The sequence below is a fragment of the Flavihumibacter profundi genome (assembly GCF_020076305.1).
In the GTDB taxonomy this organism is placed as follows: Bacteria; Bacteroidota; Bacteroidia; order Chitinophagales; family Chitinophagaceae; genus Flavihumibacter; species Flavihumibacter profundi.
In genome coordinates, this window is record NZ_JAIQXE010000001.1 from 992,028 (window position 1) to 1,018,497 (window position 26,470).

Sequence of the window (26,470 nt, forward strand, 5' to 3'; positions counted from 1 at the left end):
TTATTTGCTGTTTTTAGTAGAAATAGTCAAAAGCAGATTTACCTGCAATCCATTATTATATTGAATCACATTATTGTTATCCACCCTTCTTGGTAGTTGTAAAATCTGGTTAAGGTATCCCGCCTCAATCCTGGCAACACTATTGAACCTGAATCCGGCAAGTATTGCAAACCTGTTTTGGTCAAAAATATTTGCATTTACTTCATTTCCAAAACATATCATCACTTCATCGTACATAGTCAAATAAGGATATTTTTGCTGTTTGGCATTCTTTTTAAAAGGCATCTGTAATCGCAACAAATACCTGAGTCTATTCAGGTAGGTATAACCGTCTGGTTTATCAAGTTCAGGCTTACTGTACTTCTCCAGCCACCGTTGTTCAAGCATAAACCTGTGGTTTAGCTCAACGGGACCAATCTTATCTGCAAGGCCTACCATTTGAAAGAGCCGGATTTCATCGAAGGGCTTCCCATATTTATTAATTGGATAAGTTCCATAAGGAGTATTATGTGCATTAGCAATACCGGCCCTTAACAAGATTTTTTCCGATGGCCGGAAATTCAAACCCGTCCTGAACAAAGTCTGCATGTTATCCTGTACAAAATCTACCCTACGGGAATTGAGGTCAATATGCAGGCCCCATTTTTTATTAAACTGCAATTCAGTATTTAACTGGAACCAGGCTATCGTATTACTTTCAGTAACCCTTGGTATCTGGGAATAAGCTTTGTTTCCAATAAGAAAAACACTTAATGCTAGAAAAAGAACAAAAAGCTGCAAGTGCCTTTTGGCACCTGCAGCTGTTACAATATTTGTATTAACTAGAGTTTCAATTTTCATTTTGTCGCCTGGTTAATTTTACCGAATAAACCATCAAACACCAGCGTAGTATAATACAATCCGCCTATTGTCGGACCAGCGGCATACTGGATGTAATGTGTGTTAAACAAGTTTGCTGCACCAACTTTAATGTATGCTTTCCAGGCGGGTATACGATAGGTAAGCTGCGCATCAATTGTATTGAAAGAAGGAACTGTACCGTTTGCCAATGGACTTTCCCAGAGGAAAGAAGTTTGCCACTTCCATACGATATTGAAACCAAGGTTATTCACAACTTCCCGATTACCTACGGAAAGATTAGTAGCCCATTTGGGGGTATTAAATGCCGTTACGAATACATCAGATTGAGCGTTTGTTTTGATTTCGTTATAACTGACGTTTCCCGATATGGTAAACTTCTTGTAGAACCTATAGGTAACTGCAAGGGCCGATCCATAATTTTTGTATGAGTTTTTTGCATTGGTAAACACCCTATAGCGGGTTTGTTTACTCCGGTTTGATGCAAGCATATCTATAACTGCTTGATCTGAACCCACAGTAGCATCTTTTGGTACAGAAACCTCAACCTGGCCAAGGAATCCTGTATAGGTATTATGGTAAAAATCGAGGTCTACAAACAATTTATTGTCCAGGAAAATACCTTTATATCCGGCTTCAAAAGACACAATTTTTTCAGGTTGGGTTGGAGGCAGGTTAGTAACAGTTAAAAGATCCCTGTTTTTAAGGGCAGCGTCATTCGAAGTCATACCTGCTGTTACATCTGTATTTACAGCTGCATTAAAGGTATTTACAGAAGCAAGAGTATAGGAATTATCCAGGTACCCTAATCCTTCATTAATGTAAGACAAGCCACCTACCCTTCGCACATTGCCATTATTAACAAAAGACAAAGCTTCGAATAAGGCAGGGAAGCGGAAACCATTTTGCACTGCAAAGCGAAAATTATGTTGTTCTTTAGGTGAGTAAACAATTGCCGCCCTTGGATTGAATTTTGGTTTAAATTCAAGGTTTTGGTCAAAACGCAATGAAGCGAATACTTTCAATTTATCGTTGAAAAATGTTTTTGTTGCCTGAGCAAAGAAACCGTATTTTTTGTAATAAACATTCTTTCCGAAATTGGAGGAATCAGGCACTTTACCATCAACGGAAACAGGCTTATTCCGCTCATCAATAGGCCGGGAAAAATCAACAAAATTGTTTCCGTCAGGAATGACCTCATAGATCCTTAAATCACCTCCCACCAAAAGATTAAAATATTTTACTTTATTACTAAGGTCCCATTGTGCATCAGTGTGGTACATCCTGCTTTTCTGCAGCAGCCAGGCACCTCCTGTCGGAGGAGCACCAGCGATGCCGGCATTTTTATGATCCCAGTTATTTATGCCGATTATTGTATTTTTCAATTGATCGAATTCGGGTGTACCAGGTTCAACCCTTCCCTGGTCTGCAAATTGCCTTGCCAGTTTCATGGCAGTTGCAAGATCTGTACCGTCATTGAGTGACTGTTGCAGGTTAGTCTTAAACTTGGCACCCCAGGCGCTATTCGACAAGTTAGTCAGGTCAAGATTGTCTGATAAAGGTTTAAGATTGTATGAGTTCCCTGTATTTTCAATCGAAACATACGACCGTACCTGAAAATTCTTTCCTTTCAATTCTAAATGATGGTTTTGTACAATTACATTGTCCAGCTGTACTTTATTTCCCCTTTGAAAGATACCATCCATTTTTCCTACCCTATAGCCATAGATAAGTTCTATAGATGGCTTAATCCGGTAATGCAATGCAATATCAGCCTTCAGGTTGTCCACTACCGGATTTACAAGGTCCTTTTCCCAATAACCTGTTCTTCTCACCAGGAAAGTCTTTTTCCCGCCCTGATAATTAACACCACTTAACGTAATTGCATTATTATTTTCGTCTCCGTATTTATTCCAGGCATCATAAGCCGGATTATTTTCTCCATTTAATTCCGGGTATGCCGGATTAGCAGTATTCTTATCATTTGTATTCTGGTCGTTGGTGGAATTGGACTGCCAATCTGTTCCACGCAGGTAACTAAAGTTAACCTTGAAGGCAAATTTATTATTGAAAGCCTGTGCATATCGTATGGCTGTTTCGGTTAGTACACTGGCATCCTGGTCTTTTTCACCAACATGGTTTACACCAACTTTCTGATAAACACTGAGCCCCTGGTATTGAAACGGGTTTTTGGTAATAAGATTGGCCATACCATTGATAGCATTCATGCCATAAAGGGCCGAAGCTGCACCTGGGGTAACTTCAACGCTCGCAATATCAAGTTCGGTTGGTCCTATTGCATTTCCTAATGGTACGCCCAGCGTAGCAGCCTGCATGTCTACGCCATCAACCAGTTGCATAAACCTGAAGTTATTGGGGATATTAAACCCTCTGGCATTTGGAATTTTGAAAGTTAATGAAGATGTAGTTAACTGTATGCCTTTTAGGTTGCCCAACGCATCATAAAATGATGGTGCAGGTGATTCCTTCAAAGCCTTTATGTCCAGTTTTTCAATAGTTACAGGGGAACGTAGTAATTTCTCAGCTTGCCTGCTCGCAGTTACAACCACTTCATTGGCAATCATTGACTGACTGAATAACTGTACATTAATATTATCATTCAAAGATTTTACAGTTACATTTTTTGGGGCAAATCCGATAGCGGAAAACTGAATTGTAAAAGGAAATGGTTTGTTGCCTACCAGTTTGAATACACCGGCACTATCACTGGATGCACCGAACTTGGTATCCAATATCTGAACTGATACTGACTCAAGGGGGTGTCCCTGGTCGTCGGCTATTTTACCTGTTATGACAAATGACCCATTCAATTGTGCAAATGCTGAAGAATGAATTAAAAATGTTATTAGGAACGTAAATAGTATTCCAGTTTTATATAAACGTGGTTTCATCTTTTTTTTATTTTATTCTGTAATTTTTTTCTTTTTTAATCGTGTGTTTAGCTTACCTGACAACATCCATGAATCAATAAGCAAACCTGATCACTTAAAAATCTTACCATTGTTACTCTAGTGGTTTAGTAGATTAATGATTTAAAAAAAAATGAATTACTCCTACCGGTTAGAAGTAACCTTCTTTCTTACGTTGTTCCATTGCGGCTTCACTCCGCTTATCATCCATCCGCGCTCCTCTTTCAGAGATTTTTGCAGAAAGGATTTCACGGATGATATCATCAATATTATTGGCCGTTGAAGCAACAGCAGCGGTACAGGTCATATCGCCTACCGTGCGAAACCGTACTATTTCTTCAAAAGGAATTTCTTCTTCACTTGTGTTTAAATAAGGGCTATTGGGCCAGATCATGCCATCGCGTTCTATAACTTCCCTCTTATGGGTATAATAAATTGAAGGAATGGCCATATTTTCTTCTTTAATATAGGTCCATACATCCAATTCAGTCCAGTTGCTAATTGGAAAAACACGCACATTTTCACCAATATTAATCCGTCCATTGAGCATATCAAACAGTTCGGGCCTTTGTTTTTTAGGATCCCACTGGCCGAAGTCATCCCGGACAGAAAAGATGCGTTCTTTTGCCCGTGCTTTTTCTTCATCGCGCCTTGCCCCGCCGATGCAGGCATCGAATTTAAACTCCTCTATTGCATCTAATAAAGTAACCGTTTGTAAAACGTTTCGGCTTGCATATTTCCCGGTTTCTTCCTTAACTTTCCCAGAATTGATACTATCCTGAACATAGCGCACAATCAATTCGGCCCCGGTTTCTTTTACCAGCCAGTCGCGGAATTCAATAGTTTCCGGAAAGTTGTGTCCAGTATCTACATGCAGTAAGGGAAACGGAATTTTTCCTGGCCAGAAAGCCTTCTGGGCAAGCCTTACCAGGGTAATAGAGTCTTTACCGCCACTAAAAAGCAATGCAGGCCTTTCAAATTGTGCAGCAACTTCCCGCATGATATAGATACTCTCGTCTTCTAACATCCTTGGAAATGCAGGTATGGTTGATGGAATTGACATACTGGTTCTTCTTTACTTCGTTTATATTTTATTTGGCAGTTTCCTGGTGAAGTCCACATTCCTTTTTTGAACTTTCCCACCACCACCGGCCTGCCCTGATATCTTCACCAGGTTCAATTGCCCTGGTACATGGCTTGCATCCGATGCTTGGAAATCCTTTGTCGTGTAATTTATTATACGGTATATTTTCCTTTTCAATAAATACCAGTAACTGATCAAGAGTCCAGTCGAGCAGGGGGTTAATTTTTATCAGCTGGTGTGTTCCATCCCATTCTGCGTAAGACAGGTTGTGGCGATTTTCACTTTGTTCAGCCCTTAAGCCGGTGATCCATACACGGGCACCTTTCAATGCACGGTTTAATGGTTCGACTTTACGGATAAAACAACATTCCTTTCGGTTTTCAACTGATTCATAAAAACTATTGGGTCCTTTCTCGTTCACCATTGCTTCTACCCTGGAGGCATCCGGGAAAAATATATTCACTTGAACCTTATACCTGGCGATGGTGCGGTCGAGTAAATCATATGTTTCCTGGAAAAGCCTTCCTGTGTCCAGCGTAAAAACAGAAACCGGCAAATGCTGCCTGGCAATTAAATGGGTAATCACCTGGTCTTCCTGCCCCAATGAAGTGGAGAAAACTACACCGGATTCAAACTGACTGCAAATATATTTCAACCGTTCAGCAGCATCCAGGGAAGCCAGCGCGGAATTGAGGTGATTAAGATCCATCTTTTCGAATAATTTTTAGAGAAAACTTGTTTAATTAATACAATCCATCAATAGATAAGTAGCGTTCACCGGTATCATAATTAAAAGTGAGAACGGTACTGCCAGCAGGAATATCTGCAAGTTTTTTGGCAACTGCAGCAAGAGAAGCACCACTTGAAATTCCCATGAAAATTGCTTCCTCTTTGGCAGCTCTTTGGGCGTAAGCAAATGCATCATCTTTACTTACAGTAATCACCCCATCTATAACATCTTTATTATAAATTGCCGGAATAAACCCGGCGCCAATACCCTGAATCGGGTGAGGTCCGGGAGATCCGCCACTTAAAATCGGTGACAATTCAGGCTCAACTGCAAAAACTTTCAGGTTTGGAAACTTAGCTTTCAGCACTTCTGCGCATCCGGTTATATGTCCACCGGTTCCAACACCTGTGATAAGGTAATCCAGGCCATTGGGGAAATCTTTCAGGATTTCCTGGGCTGTTGTCTGGCGGTGTACCTCTGTGTTTGCGGGGTTATCGAATTGAGAAGGCATCCAACTATTCGCTGTTGAAGCAACAAGTTCTTTTGCTTTTTCAATGGCACCTTTCATTCCCTTTTCGCGGGGCGTTAACTCAAAACTGGCGCCGTACAAACTCATCAGCCTTCTTCTTTCAACACTCATGCTTTCCGGCATTACAAGAATGAGCTTATACCCTTTAACAGCAGCGACCATAGCCAGTCCTATTCCCGTATTTCCGGAAGTTGGTTCAATAATTACACTGTCTTTATTAAGAATACCTTTTTTCTCTGCGTCATCAACCATTGCAAGTGCAATACGGTCTTTGATGCTTGCCCCCGGATTACTACGTTCCAACTTTATAAATACATTGTGCGTATTTCCGAAAAGCCTGTTCAGCCTGACGTGAGGCGTATTTCCGATCGTTTCAAGAATGTTTGCGGCAATCATAATAAAAGTTTGATTTGGTGTGTAATTGGTTGAGATTAAAATTTTTATATGACCCAATTTAAGGGCTCAGTGAAGTCTTTTTTGTCTTTTACTGTTATAATAGGCTGGTGATATACTACGCTATGGGCTGGAACCGACTCTACAATAAAACAGTTTCCCCCAATGATACTATCATGGCCAATAATTGTTTTGCCGCCAAGTATGGTACTATTCGCATATACAATTACGTTATCTTCAATTGTTGGGTGCCGCTTTTTCTCCGCTTCTTCCTTTTTAACGGCTAAAGCACCGATAGTTACCCCCTGGTAAATTTTTACACTTTTGCCTATAACTGAGGTCTCACCTATAACTACGCCTGTTCCGTGATCTATTAAAAAAGGCACACCAATTGTGGCTCCGGGGTGGATATCAATTCCGGTAATAGAATGTGCCCATTCGCTGATGATCCTTGGAATAAGCGGTACTTGTTGTTTGTACAATACATTTGCGATGCGGTACGCCATTACCGCCATAAATCCAGGATATGTAAGCACTACTTCTTCCAGTGATTTTGCAGCCGGATCAAATTGCAGTAATTCATTGGCATCTTCCAGGAGTTGTTCCTTAATAAAATCAACAGATTCAAAGAACATGTTGTGAACCTGTTCTTTTTCCAGTTGCACATTTGCGCTAAATGCAAATAAAATTTCAGATAACTGGTTTTTCAGGTTATCCAGTTTTTTCAGGTGTTTTGCTTCATAGGTTTTCTCATTCTCAACAACAGGGAAGAGATAATCCACCAAATCCTGGGCAAATTCAATTACCTGTTTCTTTTTGGGGACCGATGAACTTAAAATATATCCGCGAGTCTGGCTCATAGTTTAATTTTATCAGGCTGTCTTTTGTTTAAACTGTTTTTGAATAACTTCAAACCAGTTCAGTTCCTGGTGATAACGAACAACATCTCCTACAATTATCAATGCCGGGGTACCAATTGAGGCAACCTTTACTTCTTCGGCAATGGACGCCAAATTAGCAGAAATAACCCGTTGATGCAATAGGGTGCCATTTTCAATAACCGCTACAAGTGTTTCTTTTTGCTTTCCAGCCTTTATAAGTTGATCAGCAATCTGGTCAATATGTTTCACCCCCATGTAAAAAACAATCGTGCCTTCAAAGGCTCCCAGCATGGGCCAGTCGAAATTCAATCCTGTCTTACTCCCCCTCTTGGTATGCCCTGTAACAAATAACACCATTTGTGAAGCATCCCGGTGCGTTAACGGGATACCAGCATAGGCTCCGGCGGCCAGGCTGCTTGTGACACCCGGTATGATCTCAAATTCAATACCATGCTGTTTCAGGTAGGCTGCCTCTTCCGCTCCCCTACCAAATATCATAGGGTCGCCGCCTTTTAACCGAACCACTTGCATTGACTGAAGTGCATGTTCAACCATCCATTCATTGATTGTTTCCTGGGTTATAACGGAACAATAAGGAAGCTTGCCCACAAAAATTCTTTTTGCGTGAGAAGGTGCCCATTCCAGCATTTCCGGATTAACCAGGTTATCATATAATATTACATCAGCTTGTTCAATTACTGCCTTAGCCCTAAGGGTCACAAGGTTGATATCACCCGGACCGGCCCCGGTGATATATACTTTTCCATTATTTTGATGTACTGCCTTCATTTCTCCGGTTTTAATTCAATTGTTCATAGGGTTCAACGGTTGATAACAATTTTGACCATTTATGCCATTCCGGACCCTCCTTTTCCTGTTGCCTGACCGTCCAGGCCAGTTGTTTCAGCATATTGGCAGACAGTTCCCTTCCAAACGCTGCAAGGCTTTCAGGATCGACATCCGGATTTTTTTTAATAAATGATTTCAATTGCCTTTCCTGCAACTGGTCAAGCATTATTTTCCATTGCTGCAACGTTTGCCCAACCCATTCCTGCTCTTTCCATGCTTTTAAATCATAAAGGGCTGCCCAAACCAATTGCATGGCATCTTCAATTGCTTCTTTTCTTTTGCATTCATTTCCCTTACTTATCGCTGCAATGTGTTCGAGGTTATATAAAAAAATATTTTTGTTTTCTATCTCAGCAGGAACCTGGTAAGGGAGGGAAAGATCAATGATCAGTTGCTTTACGGTTTTGTTTTTGCTAATACCTGAAAAATCCAGAATAGGTTTTTTCCCGCTTACGGCAATAATTACTGCACCAGCCTGCATAAAATTCATTTCCAGATCATTATAAGCTATAACTGTTCCACCCGTTCTTTTGGCCAGATTAGTTGCCTTAATTGCAGACCTGTTCCAGATTAATAAATTTTTATACCCTTTTTCTGATAAAATTTCTGTTACTAACGATCCCGTTTCACCAGCACCAATTATAAGTATTGGTGCGCTCTTTAATTTCGTATTCTCCCTGGTAAAGGACTCCAATAATGAAACAGCAATTGATGCAACTGAAATATGTCCTTTATTAATAGAAGTAAGAGTGCGTACCAATTTACCAGTTTCAAAGGCTTTGTGGAAGACCTTATTAAGGAACGGTGAAGTTTGCCTCTTTTCTGATGCAATCTGAAAAGCTGATTTTAGTTGGCTCAACACCTGGTCTTCACCGAGAATAGCAGAATCTAATCCAGCTGACACTTTCAGTAAATGCAGCATGGCTTCATCCCCGAAATGCACATAGATGCCAGGTTCCTTCTTTTTTAATCCCAATAATCCTAAAAGTAATCGTTCCGAACTCTTTTGGCAATGCAGGTTTAGGTCAGCATATACTTCAACACGGTTGCAGGTTTCAACCCAAACTTGTCCGGATACCAGCTCAGGTAGGTTTCCAGGAACGAAAGGGCCTCCTGAAAACCGGGCCAACTGTTCAAACCCGGCAGTTTTATAATTTATTCCTGCTACAGCGATCATAATTAGTTAATATGAAAATCTGATTTTGTATAACTATGATGAACTATTCCTTTCCTGACGAGGAAGTCCCCGAAATGTTCCTTTTCTAACCGCTGTTTTGCAAATCCTTCAATCAGGGGATCAAGTGTAGCAATGATTTCCTCTTCGCTTAATGCTTCTTTATGTAAAACGTTTAAACGATCGCCATTGAAGGACGCACCGAGGTAAAGATTATATTTACCCGGAGCCCGGCCAACAAAACCAATTTCTCCCAGGTAAGGCCTACCACAACCATTAGGGCACCCAGTCATGCGAATCGTAATTGGTTCCTGGCCAATGCCATATTTTTCCATTACTACCTGTATCTTATCGATGAGAGAAGGCAAATATCTTTCTGCTTCACTATTGGCAAGCGGGCATAGGTTTAACGCTACACATGCAATTGAATGCTGGTGCAATTTGCTCACTTCCTGGTGCGCCGCAAGGCCATGGTCAACTAATAATTTTTCAACCAATGGCTTTTGTTTATCTGAAACATTACCGATAACCACATTCTGGTTTCCGGTAAGGCGAAAATCGCCCCCATCTAGTATTTCGGCTATAGCACGAAGCCCTTTCCGCAATGCAAATTTTTCATTGTCCTTTACGCGACCACCTTCTATGTAAAGAGTATTGAACCATTTACCATTTACACCTTTAATCCATCCAAAACTGTCACCATTAGTGGTGAATTCAAATGGACGGGCAATGGCCAGGTCATAGCCAAGGCGTTTGTTAAGCTCATTTTTCACAAAATCAAGGCCCAGCCTGTCAATAGTATATTTAAAGCGGGAATTCTTGCGGTTTTCCCTGTTACCATAATCACGTTGGATAGTCACCAGTTTCTCGCAGACGTCGGTTATTTGATCTGTTGGGGAGAAGCCAATCACATTTCCAAGGCGCGGATAGGTTGTATCATCACCGAATGTCATTCCCATACCACCGCCAATACTAACGTTAAAACCCAATAATTTACCCTTTTCTTCAATAGCGATCAGGCCAACATCATGGGCAAATACGTCAGTATCATTATATGGAGGAATTGCAAGTGTTATTTTAAATTTCCGGGGGAGATATGTTTTACCATAAATGGGCTCTTCTACAGGCGCTTCTTCATCTGCGCCAACAACCTGTTCTTCATTTACCCAGATTTTATAATAGGCGGTTGTTTTCGGATTCAGGTGATCGCTTACTTTTTTAGCTACAGCCTGCACATCGTCATGAATCGCTGATGTATGTGGATTTACAGTATTCATCACATTCCGGTTAACATCACCACATGCAGCTATAGAGTTTAGCAAGGAATCGTTGATTTCCTTGATAGTCTGTTTCAGGTTATGTTTGAAAATATTATGCAATTCAAAGGCTTGCCGCGTAGTGAGTTTAAGGGTAGGCATACCATATTTGGTAGCCAGGTCATCAATTACTATCCATTGGGCTGGTGTGGCTATACCACCTGGTACACGGACTCTTATCATAAAAGAATACAGTGGCTCCAGTTTTTGTGCTTTACGTTCTTTGTCCAGCTCACGGTCACTCTGCACATAACTGCCATGAAATTTAATCAGGTGCTGGTCTTGCGCATAAAGGTTGCCTGTAACTTCATCTTTCAGGCTTTCCTGGATGGTTCCTTCAAGGTATTTACTTTTCTCCTTGATGTGTTCAACCTCGCTGAGTTTTGATTTATCCTGGTTAATCGACATGGTTTACTTTAATTGGGTTTTTGATAAAATCGTGCATTAATAAACATCTTCCTGGTACCGTCCTTTCTTAATCAATTGCTTTACATATTCATGGGCATCTTCGGATGAAAGCTTTCCTTCCTGCTGAATTATATTAATAAGGGTTTGCTTTACATCTTTTGCCATTCTTTTGGCATCCCCGCACACATAAAAATGAGCGCCAAGTTCAAGCCATTTGAACAATTCCGGAGCATTCTGCTGCATCCTGTGCTGTACATAAAGTTTGTTCCGGCCGTCCCGTGAGAATGCTGTGTTCATGCGGGTGAGTGTGCCCTGCTTTATAAAGCGTTGCCATTCGGTCTGGTATAAAAAATCGGTACTGAAATGCTGGTCCCCGAAAATGAGCCAATTAATACCCGTGGCCCCGGTTTCTGCACGCTCTTCAACAAATGCCCGGAAAGGTGCAATACCGGTACCCGGACCAACCATAATAACCGGAGTATCACCATCTTCAGGTAAGCGGAATGATTCATTGGTCTCGATAAATAGGTTCACTTCTTTGCCAGCTTCGAGGTTGTCGGCAATGAAATTAGAGGCAACACCCCGATGTATCCTGTTCTTATTTTTGTATTGAACGCGACCAACAGTAATATGAACTTCATCGGGATGTGCCTGGAAAGAACTGGCAATAGAATATAACCTTGGTTGCAGGGGAAGCAAAACAGTGGTCAATTCTTCAATTGTTATTGAAGCAGGAAATTCCTGAAGGATATCCCAGATATCACGGCCGTATACAAACGAACTTAAAGATTGCTTATCGGCCAGTATATTTTTCAATGCATGTGCATCTGCAGGATCATTGATATAAGGAACATAAGCTGATAAGAAACTGCCGCTAACTGTTGTCAGTTCAGCTTTCTGTTGCAGGTAATCAAAAAGGGTTAGCGGAGTGTCTTTATAAATTATAATAGAATTGGGATCCCATTTTTTGAAGGCGATCAAACCATCTACCAACGATTTTTCGTTTTCCACCCAAAGTCCGACAGTGTCACCTGGCTGGTAAGAAAGGCCGCTGTCTTCAAGGGAAAGTTCGACATGGTAAGTTTCTTTCGCTGAGCCGCGACCATTTAACTGTACCTTTTCCAGAACGATAGATTTGAAAGGGTTTTTCCGGCTATAATGAATTGCAGGCTTATGTGTTGCAGCACCGTTAGTTGTAATTCCCTGCTTGTTTGCAGCTGTTTTTAAGACACTGCCTGAAAAAGTTTCCTGTAATCTGGCAACTACGGTATCGATCCATACTTCTGCTGTTTCTTCATAATCTACGTCAGCTTCTACCCTTTCCAGTATCCGGCTGGCCTGAAGTGCTGCTAACCGGGTATCAAAATCTTTTCCTGTCTGGCAATAACTGGCGTAACTTTTATCTCCAAGGGCTAACACAGCGTATCGTGTATCTTTTAAAGCCGGAGCTTTGCGGCCATTTATAAATGCATGGAGGTCCTCCGCAGCAGGTGGAGGATCACCTTCACCATGCGTGCTAACAACAACCAATAACCATTTTTCTTCCTTTAGCCTATTGGGCTGGTATTGGTTCATGTCTTGCAGAACAGCAGTGAAGCCACGTGCAATTAATTTATCATGCAGGCTTTTGGCCACCTTCTTACTGTTTCCGCTTTTTGAGCCGTATAATACTGTAATGGAATCCTGCCCACCTAGTGGCTCAGTAGTAATAGATTCCTGGGTTACAGGAATGCGGTTTATTAATTGCAGTAATTGTTGGTTACTGTGCTGCAAACCGGTTAGGTAACCGGCTAACCATTGCAGTTGCTGGTTGGAAAATTTCTGGATTAAATCCCGCACCTGCTCTTGTTCCTTTGTGGAGAACATGCCGGCTGGCAGAACTAAACTTGTAGCGCTCATACAATGGTTTTAAAAAAATACCCTTTACACAAGGGCAAAAGCTTCAATCGTTTTATATCAAATTGAACCATCCCGGAATTTCAGGTTGTTAACATTAACGCCTGTTCCATTCAATTGATTGTTCTACAATTCAAAGATAAATTACAAATCTGATAATTCCTATGGTTGTAATAGGAATTAGTATAAAAATGCATTTATAAATTTACAATTAATTGATTTATTGTTTTTTATGTATTAAATAATGAAATCTGTATCAAAAGGTTGTCCCTTTTGCATAAGGTCATGTAAGGATTTCCCTTCTATAACTTTAAGGGTGGCGTCGCGCACTTCGAGGAAGATATGGCGAATATTGCAGCTTGATTCGGGATAAGGACAAAGCCGGCAAGGTTCATAAAAATTTTTAGACACGCAGGGAAGTAACGCAATGGGACCATCCATCAGCCGCAAAATCTGCACCATAGGAATTTGCTTAGGGTGTCTCAACAAATAGTAACCCCCATTTTTTCCTGCCTTGCTGCCTAAAATTCCAGCTTTACGCAGTTCAAGGAGTATGGCCTCCAAGAATTTGGCTGGTATTTTCCTTTTTTCAGCTATCTGGTTAATCGGGATATACCCTTGTTGAAAGTGTTCACCAAGGAAAGTCAGGGCATGGATAGCATATTGTGCTTTTGCAGATAACATATAGGCAGGAAAAATACTATTTCTTTTTTATCCGCCGGAAACCACATGAGTTCCCTCAGAAATATTGCAGATATAAGCCAATGGTTCCTGTCCGAACTTTCCTACAAAGGACTTGCTCATTCTTTCTACAACCTCATTTATGTAGGATTTGCGGATGATATTGATTGTGCAGCCACCAAAACCACCCCCCATCATGCGGGCACCTATTATGGCATGTTCATCCTTTGCAAGATCAACCAGGTAGTCCAGTTCAGGGCAACTAACATCATAAAGTTTACTCAGGCCGGCATGCGAAGCATACATTTTCTTGCCAAATCCAACAAGGTCGTTCCTTCGCAAAGCTTCGCAACCAACCTGTAAGCGCAGGTTTTCTTCTACTACATATTTACAACGGGTATAAATAAGGTCTGGAACCCTGTCTTTAAGAGTATATTCAATCATAGCGCGGTTGGCATCGCGGAGGCTATTTACATGGGGATAAATTTTTCTAAGGGCACGAACACCCATTTCACATTGCTCCCTTCGAACATTATATTCTCCCGTTGCAAGGGAATGCTTAACCCTTGTGTCCATTAAAAGGATGGCATGCTGATGAAAATCAAGCGGTATATATTCATATTTAAGGCTTCTGCAATCGAGTAAAATTGCATGGTCCTTTTTACCAAACATACTGGCAAACATATCCATGATACCACATTGAAGGCCCACAAAATTATTTTCCGCCGCCCTCGCAATTTTCACCATGTCCATTTTAGACAAACCAAATGCATACATTTCATTCAGCGCAAATACCACACTACATTCCAGCGCTGCAGAAGAAGACAATCCGGCACCAGCAGGTATATCACCCCCTACTACCAGGTTTAATCCATCAATCCGGAATCCCCTGTCAATTAATTCCTTGATAACACCATTAATATAATTGGGCCAAAATTTGTGGGACTTTGTCAAATTTTTGACTGTGCCGTTGAAATTCTCCCTAAAATCAGGCGCGTAAAAATGCAATTCATCGTCATCCCGCCTGCTAATGGCAATATTCATTTGTTTATCTATTGCAGCAGGAAGTACAAATCCATTATTATAATCAGTATGTTCTCCTATAAGGTTGATCCGGCCAGGCGAACTAACCACTATGGACGGCTCAGCTGAAAACTGATTGAAAAACTCCTGCTCCACAATACTTTGGGAATACAGGATTTTGGGCACCTTTGATTTGTTGGCAGAAGGGGTCATGAATCGTTGATTGCTTAAAAGCCATCTAAATTAAGGGAAAGTTTCTTTACGGATAAAAATGCCTTCGGGAAAACACATATAAAGAATTTACTAAACTTTCGAATTCTGCTATTTGATAGGAGATTCAGCCACTTCCTGAATTTTCTCCTTAGTTCCTGAATTTTACCAGATTTTGATACAAATTGGTATTTTTAAGGTTAGATTTGGGAGGAAACTTAGGTGACTCAAACGATAATTGCAAATAATTTCTCTTGCCATGAAGATCCTTAAAACCGAAATCGCCATTAAGCTGAACAGCTTATTTACCGTTGTTGAACGCAATGAAAGTTTCTTCAGTTCTCCATTGCATACGCATCCCGAATATGAACTTGTTTTTATTAAAGAAAGTTTTGGCAAACGGATTGTAGGAAACCTCATTGAATCATTTGAACCCGGGGACATGGTTTTAATAGGTCCCAATTTGCCCCATATCTGGATGAATGATGAAAGTTATTTGCATGGGGAAAATGCCGGAAGGGCAATTGCCATTGTAGTCTATTTTCATCCCAGCCTTTTTGATGCAGGTCTTTTTTCTTTGGAAGAAGCATCCCATATAAAAGAACTATTGCATAAATCACAAAGTGGCATTTTTATCCAGCACCGCACAAGGGCAATGATAGCCACAAAAATGGAAAACCTTTTGGCATTGAAAGGATTTGAAAAAGTGCTGGGGCTTTTAGAAATATTACACCTCTTGTCCTCTTCCACCGACCTGGCCTCAATCAATTCCGGAAATTTATCCACAGCTGAGAGTAAATCGGAAAAGGACCGCCTATGCGAAGTATATCGTTTTGTGCATGAAAATTTCAGGAATGATATCCAGTTAAAAGATGTTGCACAATTAACCAACCTTACTCCCCAAAGTTTTTGCAGGTTATTTAAGAAAAGAAATAATATACATTTTGTTGAATACCTGAACCAGGTGCGCATTAGCAATGCATGCAAATTACTACTGGATAGTGACTGGACCGTATCGGAAATAGCGTATAACTGCGGGTATAAGACTATTTCTAATTTCAACAAGTTGTTTAAAGAAACTACAGGACATTCACCAAAAAATTACAGGGAACAAGCAACCCACAAAATCGATTTGCTGGTCACTGAAAATTAAGGCCCTCTGGTATCATTTTCCAGGATATCTGATTTCAATCATTTACAACTTTGATGCAGGTCATATCCGACCATAATTACCTGCCCTAAATTTAATTATATAAAAAATAATGCATGTTTGGTATATTAAATACTGAAGAAATAGAAGACCTTATTAACACCCAGTTGGTAGGCCGCCTTGGCTGTCATGCTGATGGATTAACCTATGTGGTCCCTATCAGTTATGCCTATGATGGCGAATCTGTATATAGTTTAGGGTTCGAAGGACAAAAGATGGATATGATGCGGAAGAACCCGTCTGTGTGTTTCCAGGTGGACAATACCAATAATCTCGACAATTGGCAAAGTGTTATTGCCTGGGGCCAATTTGAAGAGTTGAAAGATCCCAATATGCGGAGCGAGGCACTGAAAAAACTCAACCAAAGAAAATTACCGGTAATTATCAGTGAAAGAATGCATTTAACTGATCAGTGGCCTTTTGTTCCTGAAAATTTTGATGATATCAAAGGAATCGTATACCGGATCCACCTTACAAAAAAGACTGGGCGTTATGAAAAAACTATCCCTGGTTCTTTTTTTGCCACCTGACGCTGACATCTTTTCTGTAATACCAAATGAAGGTCATGAATGATTATATAAAACTGTTTAGTGAAATCAGTATTGATGACGTGCCTTCTGTAGGCGGGAAAAATGCATCACTGGGTGAAATGTGCAATAAACTGTCTGCAAAAGGAATTCCTGTTCCGGATGGCTTTGCTACAACAGCATTTGCATTTGATGATTTCTTAACCAGTAATTCACTGCACGAACCTTTATTTAAATTGATGCAGGAACTGGATGTTGAAAATTTTTCGAATCTAAAGGATATTGGCGAAAAAGCCCGCAAACTCATGCTTGCCGGTATATTTTCAAAAAAATTTAATGAGGAAATAATCACCGCCTACAAAAACTTAAGTGGTTCCCTGCCAATAGCTGTAGCCGTTAGGAGCAGTGCGACTGCGGAGGACCTGCCACAAGCAAGTTTTGCAGGCCAGCATGAATCTTACCTGAACATTACCGGTGAAAATGCATTACTCAAAGCTATACATCTTTGTTACGCATCACTTTATACCAACCGTGCAATTAAATATCGACAGGACAATGGGTTTCCACACGAAAAAGTTGCACTATCAGTTGGTGTGCAAAAAATGGTAAGGAGTGATAAAGCCTCAGCAGGCGTTGCTTTTACCCTTGAACCAGAATCCGGATTCAGGGATATCATCCTGATAAGCGGTGTTTGGGGTCTTGGTGAAAATATTGTGCAAGGCACCGTTACACCTGATGAGTTTTACATTTTTAAACCCACATTAAAACTTGGGAAAAATGCCATAATCCAGAAGAAACTGGGTGACAAAGCCATGACCATGGTCTACCAACCAACTGATGAACATCTACATACAACGATAAATATTCCTACTATTATTGAAAAAAGGGAACAGTTTGTATTATCTGATGATGAAATAACCAGTTTGGCCAACTGGTGCCTTCTGATCGAAGAACATTATGGCAAACCAATGGATATTGAGTGGGCAAAGGATGGAATCACCAATGAAGTATTTATTGTGCAGGCCAGGCCTGAAACAGTTCATTCGCAAAGGAATCCTTACCTTATTAAAGAATATAAATTATTGGAGAAAGGAGAAAAATTAGCCAGCGGTAATGCTGTCGGTTCCAAAATAGCTATTGGAATTGCCCGTATACTCGCGTCACCGGCAGATGCCTGGAAATTGCAACCCGGTGAAATTGTTGTAACGGATATGACAAGTCCGGATTGGGATCCTATCCTGAAAAATGCAGGCGGAATTGTAACAAATAAAGGTGGCCGGACAAGCCACGCATCAATTGTAGCCAGGGAGTTGGGTGTAGCGGCTGTTGTAGGTTGTGGCGACGCCACCACCAATATTTCAGATGGGGAAACCATTACCGTTTCATGTTGTGAAGGAAAAACAGGTTTTGTGTACAGGGGAAAACTGAACACCAAAGAAACTACTCTAGATTTTACTGAAACAAAAAAACCGGAGGGAACGGAAGTAATGCTCATTGCCGGAGATCCCGATCAGGCATTTGAATTATCTTTTTATCCTAATGACGGAGTTGGTTTATTACGAATGGAGTTCATCATAACACATGCAGTGCAGATTCACCCAATGGCCCTTGTGAAATTTGACAAATTGAAAGATCCGTCTGTAATCAAAAAGATTGAAACCCTTACCCATCATTATCCGGACAAACGAAAATACTTTATTGATAAATTGTCTCAGGGGATAGCAACTATTGCAGCTGCTTTTTATCCCAAAACTGTCATTGTCCGGATGAGTGATTTTAAAACTAATGAATATGCTAACCTGATCGGTGGAACTGATTTTGAACCAAAGGAAGAAAATCCCATGCTTGGTTTCAGGGGAGCATCAAGGTACTACAACGAGGCGTACCGGGAAGGTTTCCGTTTAGAATGCGAAGCCATTAAAAAAATTCGCCATGAAATGGGCCTGACTAATATAAAAGTGATGATCCCGTTTTGCAGGACAGTGGAAGAAGGGATAAAAGTGATCGAAGAAATGAGCGGGAATGGACTAGACAGGAATTCTGATGAAAGTCTTGAAATATATGTAATGGCTGAAATCCCTTCTAACATTATACTTGCAGAAGAATTTGCAAAAATATTTGATGGTTTTTCCATTGGTTCCAATGACCTTACCCAATTGGTGCTTGGAATTGACCGGGACTCTGCCACAATAAGTCATCTGTTTTCAGAACAAAACCAGGCGGTCAGGGAAATGATTGCGATGGTAATTCATAAGGCAGCGCAGGCCGGTGTAAAAATTGGCCTTTGCGGACAAGCACCAAGTGATTATCCTGATTTTGCCCAATTCCTGGTAGAGCAGGGAATCGATAGCATTTCCTTTAACCCGGATGCCATTGTAAATGGTATTGAAAACATCTTACTTGCAGAAAAGAAAAAAAATGTCCAGGTCATTTCCTGAAAAAACCACTCGTTATGCCAAATATAGTAACGGTAACTTTTAGTCCATGCATCGACAAAAGCACGACAGTCCCCCAATTAATTCCTGAAAAAAAATTACATTGTTCCAACCCGGTTCGGGAAGCTGGTGGTGGTGGCATAAATGTTGCCCGTGCATTGACAAAACTAGGCGAAGACGTTCTTGCTATATATCCGATCGGTGGACCAACAGGAATTAATTTAAACAAATTGGTAACAAAAGAAGGTGTTGAATCCCTCACGATCAAAACCAGTTATGAAACCAGGGAAAACCTTAGTGTTACAGAATTGGCAACAAATAATCAATACCGGTTTGGTATGCCCGGAATTGAATTGCTGGAAGACGAATGGGAAAAATGCCTGCATGCTATTGCCGGTATTCCTATTTTTCAATACCTGGTAATAAGCGGCAGCATGCCTCCGGGATCACCAGCAGATATTTTCAAAAGGCTTTCTAATATTGCCCGGGAAAGAAATGCAAAACTAGTTGTTGATACTTCTGGCAACGCATTACAAGAGGCCGTTCAGGCTGGGGTTTATCTCATAAAACCTAACCTCGCTGAATTAGCAATACTTGCAGGCAAAACCGAAATCCATATAGAACAGGTAGATGTAATTGCGCGTGAACTAATTGATAAAAATCACTTTGAATTAGTAGTTATTTCACTTGGACCAACAGGGGCTATAATGGTTACAAAAGATAGTGTCTACAGGGCAATACCTCCGGCAGTAGTGCGTAAAAGTACGGTTGGAGCAGGTGACAGCATGGTAGCAGGCATATTGTTTGGATTAGTGCAGCAAAAATCAATGGGAGAAACACTTCGTTATGGTGTGGCTTGCGGCACTGCCGCCTGTTTGAATCCAGGTACTGCATTGTGCAAAAAAGAAGATGTTGAGCGCATATTAAAGGTAACAACAGTTTATAATACCTGAACCAGAAAGAATCATTTACTCATTAGTCGGTGTTTATTTTCTTTAAAAGCCTCAATGGATTTCCAGGGGTTGGTATTGAGTATATTTTTCCGGGTACATCCACCTCTTCTGGCAACCGCTACACCAAGTTGCATGAATTTAAACTGGTTCAGGTCATGGGCATCTGTACTAATGGTAATAGTAACCTTTAATTCAATAGCTTTTTTAACCAGGTCATCCTTAAGATCAAGCCTGTTAGGTTGTGCATTTATTTCAATTGCTGTATTAGTATCCGCTGCTTTTTGCAGGAGTTTAACCCAATCAACTGTATAAGCTTCCCTTTTCCCAATCAGCCTTCCGCTTGGGTGCCCAATACAATGTACAAATGGGTGTTCACAGGCTTTAATGAGCCTGCCGGTATTGTCTTTATTAAACAAACTATGAATGGATGCCGTAACCCAATCAAACTGGCTCAATAATTCATCTGGAAGATCAAGGTCACCATTGGCCAGTATATCTACTTCAACACCTTTCTTAATAAAATCCTTTTTCAATTTTTTGTTTACCTCATCAATTTCATCAAATTGTTTGATGAAATCTTGTGGATTCAAACCCCTGGCCAACCGTTCTGATGGTGAATGATCTGTTATAACAATATATTCATACTGCGGAAATTCTTTCTCAATAAAGCGGGCAATGGTTTCTATACTTTCAGCGCCATCGCTCCACATACTGTGCATTTGCATATCTCCACAAATCGCCCTGCTTTCAATTAATTTCGGTAATTTATTTTTCAGGGCCAGTTCAATTTCGCCCCTGTCTTCCCTTAGTTCCGGCTCAATAAATTCCAAATCCAATAGTTTGTAAATATCTTCCTCTTTATGGCCAGCTATCCACTTATCAGTTTTAACATCAAAAACACCATATTCATTTAATTTCCAGCCTTTCTCCTTTGCCATTAAACGTAGGTGAATATTATGCTCTTTAGAACCTGTAAAATATAATAAAGCAGCGCCAAATTCAAATTCCTGGACAAGCCGTATATCAACCTGAACAGTTGAGTTTTTAACTAAAAAACTCGCTTTCGTATCGCCACTTGCTAAAATGCGCCCAACTTTTTCTGATTGCAGTAATCTAGTTATGATTTTTTTCCAATTCTTCCTTTCAGCTATTGCAATGATATCAATATCACCAATAGTTTCTTTCATCCTTCGTAAACTACCGGCTAACATAGCCTTTTGCACTCCGGTCAATCCCTGAACTTCCAACAGGATTTCATTACCCAATTCTAAAGCGTCAGACAATAACATCCGGGTATGGAATTCTTTGAAAAGCTTCAGTCCGCGTTTCATATTTTCAACCCGCTTTTCCCCAAATCCCTTTAACTTGAAAATCCGGCCCAATTCTATCGATGCTATAAGATCTTCCCTATTATTTACTTGCAGCGATTCATGCAGGATTTTAATTGTAGCAGGACCAAATCCATTTATATCCATCAATTCCAATAGGTCTTGCGGGACTTCTTTTTTAAGCTTTTCATATGTTTTTATTTTTCCTGTATCCAGGTATTCCAAAATCTTTTCGGCAATACTTTCACCTATTCCTTTCAGGTTATCTAAACTGGATACATCAGTGGCATAAACAGAAATATCTTCCCTGAGGTTTGAAATGGTCTTTACTGCACCTTCATAGGCCATAGCCCTAAATCGATGTTCGGGACCAAGGTAACGGTAACAGGCTGCCATCCGGTGAAATATTTCAGCCAGTTCAGTATTATGGCTTCTTGCAATTGCTGTTGAGTTTTTTACAGACATTTTATAAACCCCAAATAAACAAGTAAACATTAATTCCAAACCTGATACAAATCAAAAATATGGCTGATGGTGATCATATTTGAAGACTTTAACATACCATAAATTTGCTTCAAAATGTAGAAATTAAATTTTGATATTAAATGAATAAATAGCTTTTTATGGCCACGGAATTTGACAAATATGCACAGAAAGGAAATGAATTCCTAAGTCTGCTTGAAAATGATTTAAAGGTTCCATCAGACAAAGCATTCAGGATTTTAAAATCAGTCTTACATACACTTCGAAACCATTTGGAATTTGAAGAATCATTAAAGGTCATTGCTCAATTACCGATGGCATTAAAGGGAATTTATGTGGACCAATGGACACCCGGACAGAGATCTCCCCGAATGCATCATGTAAAACAGCTATTGGATGAAATAAGGGAAAGTGACAAATCATTGGCGGCCTATGATTTCGGAGATGACGAGACAGCCAAATCATCTGTAAGGGCTGTTTTTAGGACTTTAAACTATTTTTTGTCTGATGGTGAATTTGAAGATATCACTGCGGTATTTGCAACAGAAATAAAGGAATTTATAACTGGAAGTATTGGCCATGGACGAATGGCACTATAATAAAAGTATTCTAATAAAATAAAACAAAAGGAGGTCGTATGCCTAACAAATCACTAATTAAATCCGGAGAAATTTTCCCTTCCGTATTTGATGATTTTTTTAAACCATGGAACGATTGGCTGGGTAATGGTGGAACATTTGGAAGACAATTGACTGTTCCGGCAGTTAATGTTATTGAAAATAAAGATGATTACAAAGTAACTATGGCTGCACCTGGATTAAAAAAAGAAGATTTTAAAATTGATCTGGAAGGCAATATGCTAACGATCAGTTGTGAAAAAGAGGAAAGTAAGGAAGAGAAAGATGCACGCCATACAAGAAAAGAGTACAATTTTTCTTCTTTTAGCAGAAGCTTTACTCTTCCTGATGAAGTTATAAAAGACAAAATAGATGCAATTTATGAAGATGGGGTTTTGAAATTGAGCCTTCCAAAATCAGAAGCTGCCAAAAAAGCTACATTATCTAAGTCCATTGCAGTAAAATAGGACGGTCTGGTCATTTAAATTTATAAGCCTCATCTGTAATCGGTGGGGCTTATTTATGGCTATTAAATATTCATAGTAACCTAATTCAGACATGTCATTTACCTTTAGTCACCCCTACCAGCAATCACCTGAATATTCTACTGCCGTTGCCTATTTCTGCATGGAATATGCTATACATCAACCGTTAAAATTGTATGCTGGTGGATTAGGATTCCTTTCAGGATCGCATATGCGCAGTGCTTTTGACTTGAAACAAAATATGGTTGGAATAGGTATCCTCTGGAAATATGGTTATTATGACCAGGTGCGAAAAAGCGACCAGACAATGGATGTTTTATTCCAGGAAAAAATGTATGGATTCCTACAAAATACCGGAATAAAATTTACAATCCAGGTCACAGGCCATGACACATGGGTAGAAGCATACTACCTACCCCCGGGTATTTTTAATACTGCACCGTTGTTCCTGTTAAGCACTGATGTTCCAGAGAATGATTATCTCTCAAAAACAATTAGTCACAAACTTTATGATCCCAATCCTGAAACAAAAATTGCCGCAGCAATCCTTTTAGGACTTGGAGGTGCAAAGCTTTTGGAAATAATTAACTGGCAACCTGAAATTTACCATCTGAATGAATCCCATGCTCTGCCGCTGGCATTTTATTTATATAGCAAATACAAAAGCATTGATGCATTAAAAAGTCGGCTGGTATATACAAATCATACACCGGAAGAAGCTGGAAATCCACAAACGAATATCTTTCTGTTGGATAAGATGGGATATTTTTGCGGAATACCTTTAACGGAAGTTAAGGCTATAACGCAAACCCAGGGAGATATTCTTAATCATACTGCGTCAGCATTAAAATTATCCGGGATGGCCAACGGGGTGTCGAAATTGCATAAAGAGACATTGCTCAGGATGTGGGATAACGCAGAAGAAATATGTCCATTAACTTCTATTACTAATGCACAGAATTATACATACTGGGCAGATAGTGCTATGTATAAGGCCTTAAGAGAAAATGACGATTTGGCTTTAAGGAAACGAAAATCAGAATGCAAGGAAGTGCTATTTGATATTGTTGCTGACCAGAATGGTGAAATTTTTGAAAAGAATATACTGACAATTGTATTCGCCAAAAGGTTTACTGGTTTTAAAAGGGCTGATTTGTTATTCCGAGATATGGACCGGTTTGAACGACTGGTGACTAACAAAGACAGGCCTGTTCAGATTATTTGGGCAGGAAAACCTTATCCAATGGACTATTCAGCGATCGGCACATTTGATAAAATCGTAAATATCTGTAAATCCTATACCAATTGTTCGGTTATAGTAGGCTATGAGTTGAAGCTTTCAAAATTATTAAAGCAAGGTGCGGATATCTGGTTGAATGTACCCCGATACAGACATGAAGCATCCGGAACAAGTGGTATGGCGGCAGCAATGAATGGAGCCATTAATATGACCATCGCAGATGGCTGGTCTCCCGAATTTGCAAGGGATAAAATAAACAGTTTTGTAATTCCCCATGCCGACCCTCTGCTGCCGGAACACCAACAAGACGATGAAGATGCCAACAACCTTTATGATATCCTTGAAAAAGAAGTATTGTCAATGTATTATGATTATCCGGAAAGATGGTTATCGATCATTAAAAACAGCATGCAGGATATATTTCCTTATTTTGATAGCAACCGGCTGGCGAAGGAATACTATGAACTATTATATAACCGGGTATAAAAAAACAGTAGATAATATAGCCATATTATTTTCATTACTAATTAACATGCATCATGTTTGCTGACCGGAAAGATGCAGCTTTGCGACTGAGCAAGGCGCTTGAAAAATTTAAAGATAAAAATGTTGTGGTTCTGGGCATTCCCCGGGGAGGTGCTGAAACAGCTTATTATGTGGCCCGTCACCTGAATGCAGAATTATCTCTTATACTAGTACGTAAATTAGGTTATCCGGGTAATGAGGAATATGCATTTGGTGCAATAGCGGAAGATGGGTCTGTTTATTATAATAAAAATGCAAGGTCAAAACTTTCACAGGATACTGTCAATACCATCGAAACAAAGGAAAAGGCTGAAATTGAGCGCAGAATACAAACTTTACGAAAAGGGGGAAAACTACCCCAAATAAAAAATAAGACCGTAATTATTGTTGATGATGGTATTGCAACAGGATCTACGATTTTTGCGGCAATAAAAATGTGTAAAAATAAAGGCGCTGCCAAAATAATTGTAGCTGCACCAGTTTCCTCCCCTGACAAAGAAAGGGAATTAAAAAAAGAAGCGGATGAGGTTTGCATTCTCTTAAAACCATATCAATTTTATGCAGTATCCCAGGCATATGATTCATTTTACAATCTTACGGATGACGAAGCTTTAGCGTTCATGGAGAGATGGGAAAAAGAAAAGAGATGAAAGGCAAATTATCCCGGCAGTTGGCTGAGGTATACTTTTGCTAGCTCCAGGTATTGATTAGCCTTAGTTGTCCATTTAATTTCGTCTTTATAAGCAACTTCGAGAATATGCCTTATAACAAGGTAACAGCGTAAACAGGCTTTCTTGATTTTATAAAAAATAATAAGGGAATCGGGAACCTGGTCAGATGCCAGTGAAATATAAGATTCCAGGAATATTTTACCGGCAGAAGGATCACCTAACATTTCACATTCCATCGCTAAAAATGATAACTCTTCTGCAACATCAAGAATCCTGAGGTCCCGGTTGAATTCCAGGCAATCAATTATAGCTGGCGCATGAGCGAGGCATATATGTTCAGGGCGAAGGTCACCGTGAGCTTCAATAACCCTTCCTTCATTTATCCTTTGATAAAATACATTAGGATTATTGGATAAATATTTCAGCAATCCCGTGATAAGTAATTCAATTTGTGTTCCGGGCAAATGATATACTGGTTTTATCAATTCTCGGTAAATACCAGATATCTCCCCTTTTTGTCTTTCCACATATACCTGTGGCTCGATGATTATTGAAGGTGAAATTTTATAAAATTCAGATAATAAAGAGGCAGCCTTCTTTAGTAGGGTTTGGGAAACAGTATTGTTCCTGATGGCATTGTCCAACATATTTTCCTCAGGCAACCTTTTCATTTTAACCAGCCAATCAACAATTTCACCTTTCCCGTTGAATGACAATTGACCACTTTTATCGCATATCAGGGGCACCAGGCCCAGATAAACATCTGGTGCCAGCCTTTTATTTAGCCTTAGCTCCTCCTTACAATTAAGGTATCTTGACTCCAGGTATCGAAAATCAACAAAATTATTTTTGACAGGTTTTTTTAGTTTATAAACAAACCCATTAGCAAGGAAAACCCAGGACATATGCGTTTCCCTCGTTTCAACGTTTGTAACGGGGTGTAAGTAAGAACCGGCCAGCTTAAGAAAAGCAACCTTTTGTCCAATAGACAAAGTAGAGTCAGCAGCCTCATTTAATCTATACTTTTGCATTAT

22 protein-coding genes are annotated in these 26,470 nt (G+C 40.0%); 8 read left to right on the top strand and 14 right to left on the bottom strand.

The annotated features are described in order from the left end of the window. The 12 genes from LAQ65_RS04205 to galK all read right to left on the bottom strand — a co-directional run bounded on the left by LAQ65_RS04205 (position 1) and on the right by galK (position 14,965). Positions 1–840: a DUF2490 domain-containing protein gene (locus tag LAQ65_RS04205; protein WP_224115688.1), complete on the bottom strand. Its 840-nt coding sequence runs from the start codon at positions 838–840 to the stop codon at positions 1–3. Beyond that, positions 837–3,770, bottom strand: coding sequence for a TonB-dependent receptor (locus LAQ65_RS04210; protein ID WP_224115689.1), 2,934 nt, complete (start codon positions 3,768–3,770; stop codon positions 837–839). Before LAQ65_RS04210 ends, LAQ65_RS04205 begins: the two co-directional genes overlap by 4 nt. Before the next feature lie 169 nt (positions 3,771–3,939). After that, on the bottom strand, positions 3,940–4,851 hold the full coding sequence (cysD, locus tag LAQ65_RS04215; protein ID WP_224115690.1) for a sulfate adenylyltransferase subunit CysD: 912 nt from the start codon (positions 4,849–4,851) through the stop codon (positions 3,940–3,942). A gap of 28 nt (positions 4,852–4,879) precedes the next feature. Beyond that, positions 4,880–5,581, bottom strand: a complete 702-nt coding sequence (locus tag LAQ65_RS04220) for a phosphoadenylyl-sulfate reductase (RefSeq protein WP_224115691.1) — start codon at positions 5,579–5,581, stop codon at positions 4,880–4,882. A gap of 34 nt (positions 5,582–5,615) precedes the next feature. Further along, complete coding sequence (cysK, locus tag LAQ65_RS04225) at positions 5,616–6,527, bottom strand: cysteine synthase A (protein ID WP_224115692.1); 912 nt, start codon at positions 6,525–6,527, stop codon at positions 5,616–5,618. A 44-nt stretch (positions 6,528–6,571) separates the two neighbouring features. Continuing rightward, on the bottom strand, positions 6,572–7,384 hold the full coding sequence (gene epsC / locus LAQ65_RS04230) for a serine O-acetyltransferase EpsC (RefSeq protein WP_224115693.1): 813 nt from the start codon (positions 7,382–7,384) through the stop codon (positions 6,572–6,574). A gap of 12 nt (positions 7,385–7,396) precedes the next feature. Further along, on the bottom strand, positions 7,397–8,194 hold the full coding sequence (gene cobA, locus LAQ65_RS04235; protein ID WP_224115694.1) for a uroporphyrinogen-III C-methyltransferase: 798 nt from the start codon (positions 8,192–8,194) through the stop codon (positions 7,397–7,399). A gap of 10 nt (positions 8,195–8,204) precedes the next feature. Then, on the bottom strand, positions 8,205–9,431 hold the full coding sequence (gene hemA, locus LAQ65_RS04240) for a glutamyl-tRNA reductase (RefSeq protein WP_224115695.1): 1,227 nt from the start codon (positions 9,429–9,431) through the stop codon (positions 8,205–8,207). Positions 9,432–9,433: 2 nt separating this feature from the next. Beyond that, the gene (gene cysI, locus LAQ65_RS04245; protein WP_224115696.1) at positions 9,434–11,152 is read right to left on the bottom strand and encodes an assimilatory sulfite reductase (NADPH) hemoprotein subunit; all 1,719 of its coding nucleotides are present in this window, start codon (positions 11,150–11,152) and stop codon (positions 9,434–9,436) included. Positions 11,153–11,188: 36 nt separating this feature from the next. Then, entirely contained in the window at positions 11,189–13,051 is a 1,863-nt protein-coding gene (locus LAQ65_RS04250) for an assimilatory sulfite reductase (NADPH) flavoprotein subunit (RefSeq protein WP_224115697.1), read from the bottom strand. A 234-nt stretch (positions 13,052–13,285) separates the two neighbouring features. Then, positions 13,286–13,732: an RrF2 family transcriptional regulator gene (locus LAQ65_RS04255; RefSeq protein WP_224115698.1), complete on the bottom strand. Its 447-nt coding sequence runs from the start codon at positions 13,730–13,732 to the stop codon at positions 13,286–13,288. A 27-nt stretch (positions 13,733–13,759) separates the two neighbouring features. Then, entirely contained in the window at positions 13,760–14,965 is a 1,206-nt protein-coding gene (galK, locus tag LAQ65_RS04260) for a galactokinase (protein ID WP_224115699.1), read from the bottom strand. A gap of 256 nt (positions 14,966–15,221) precedes the next feature. Between galK and LAQ65_RS04265 the strand changes: the two genes are divergently transcribed. The 4 genes from LAQ65_RS04265 to LAQ65_RS04280 all read left to right on the top strand — a co-directional run bounded on the left by LAQ65_RS04265 (position 15,222) and on the right by LAQ65_RS04280 (position 20,087). Continuing rightward, a complete protein-coding gene (locus tag LAQ65_RS04265; RefSeq protein ID WP_224115700.1) occupies positions 15,222–16,115 on the top strand; it encodes an AraC family transcriptional regulator in 894 nt (297 codons plus the stop codon). A gap of 113 nt (positions 16,116–16,228) precedes the next feature. Next, positions 16,229–16,702 (top strand): pyridoxamine 5'-phosphate oxidase family protein, encoded by a 474-nt coding sequence (locus LAQ65_RS04270; protein ID WP_224115701.1) that lies wholly within the window; start codon positions 16,229–16,231, stop codon positions 16,700–16,702. A 35-nt stretch (positions 16,703–16,737) separates the two neighbouring features. Next, complete coding sequence (gene ppsA, locus LAQ65_RS04275) at positions 16,738–19,137, top strand: phosphoenolpyruvate synthase (RefSeq protein WP_224115702.1); 2,400 nt, start codon at positions 16,738–16,740, stop codon at positions 19,135–19,137. Positions 19,138–19,151: 14 nt separating this feature from the next. Beyond that, positions 19,152–20,087: a 1-phosphofructokinase family hexose kinase gene (locus tag LAQ65_RS04280; RefSeq protein ID WP_224115703.1), complete on the top strand. Its 936-nt coding sequence runs from the start codon at positions 19,152–19,154 to the stop codon at positions 20,085–20,087. A gap of 11 nt (positions 20,088–20,098) precedes the next feature. On the opposite strand, the gene polX is transcribed toward LAQ65_RS04280, so the two are convergent. Then, a complete protein-coding gene (gene polX / locus LAQ65_RS04285; protein ID WP_224115704.1) occupies positions 20,099–21,880 on the bottom strand; it encodes a DNA polymerase/3'-5' exonuclease PolX in 1,782 nt (593 codons plus the stop codon). Between the two features lie 158 nt (positions 21,881–22,038). Between polX and LAQ65_RS04290 the strand changes: the two genes are divergently transcribed. The 4 genes from LAQ65_RS04290 to LAQ65_RS04305 all read left to right on the top strand — a co-directional run bounded on the left by LAQ65_RS04290 (position 22,039) and on the right by LAQ65_RS04305 (position 25,415). Continuing rightward, a complete protein-coding gene (locus tag LAQ65_RS04290; RefSeq protein WP_224115705.1) occupies positions 22,039–22,497 on the top strand; it encodes a DUF2267 domain-containing protein in 459 nt (152 codons plus the stop codon). Between the two features lie 38 nt (positions 22,498–22,535). Continuing rightward, complete coding sequence (locus LAQ65_RS04295) at positions 22,536–22,982, top strand: Hsp20/alpha crystallin family protein (protein WP_224115706.1); 447 nt, start codon at positions 22,536–22,538, stop codon at positions 22,980–22,982. A gap of 91 nt (positions 22,983–23,073) precedes the next feature. Then, entirely contained in the window at positions 23,074–24,726 is a 1,653-nt protein-coding gene (gene glgP, locus LAQ65_RS04300) for an alpha-glucan family phosphorylase (protein ID WP_224115707.1), read from the top strand. Positions 24,727–24,779: 53 nt separating this feature from the next. After that, positions 24,780–25,415 (top strand): phosphoribosyltransferase, encoded by a 636-nt coding sequence (locus LAQ65_RS04305; RefSeq protein ID WP_224115708.1) that lies wholly within the window; start codon positions 24,780–24,782, stop codon positions 25,413–25,415. A gap of 8 nt (positions 25,416–25,423) precedes the next feature. On the opposite strand, the gene LAQ65_RS04310 is transcribed toward LAQ65_RS04305, so the two are convergent. Continuing rightward, positions 25,424–26,467 (bottom strand): hypothetical protein, encoded by a 1,044-nt coding sequence (locus tag LAQ65_RS04310; RefSeq protein WP_224115709.1) that lies wholly within the window; start codon positions 26,465–26,467, stop codon positions 25,424–25,426. Positions 26,468–26,470 lie beyond the last annotated feature (3 nt).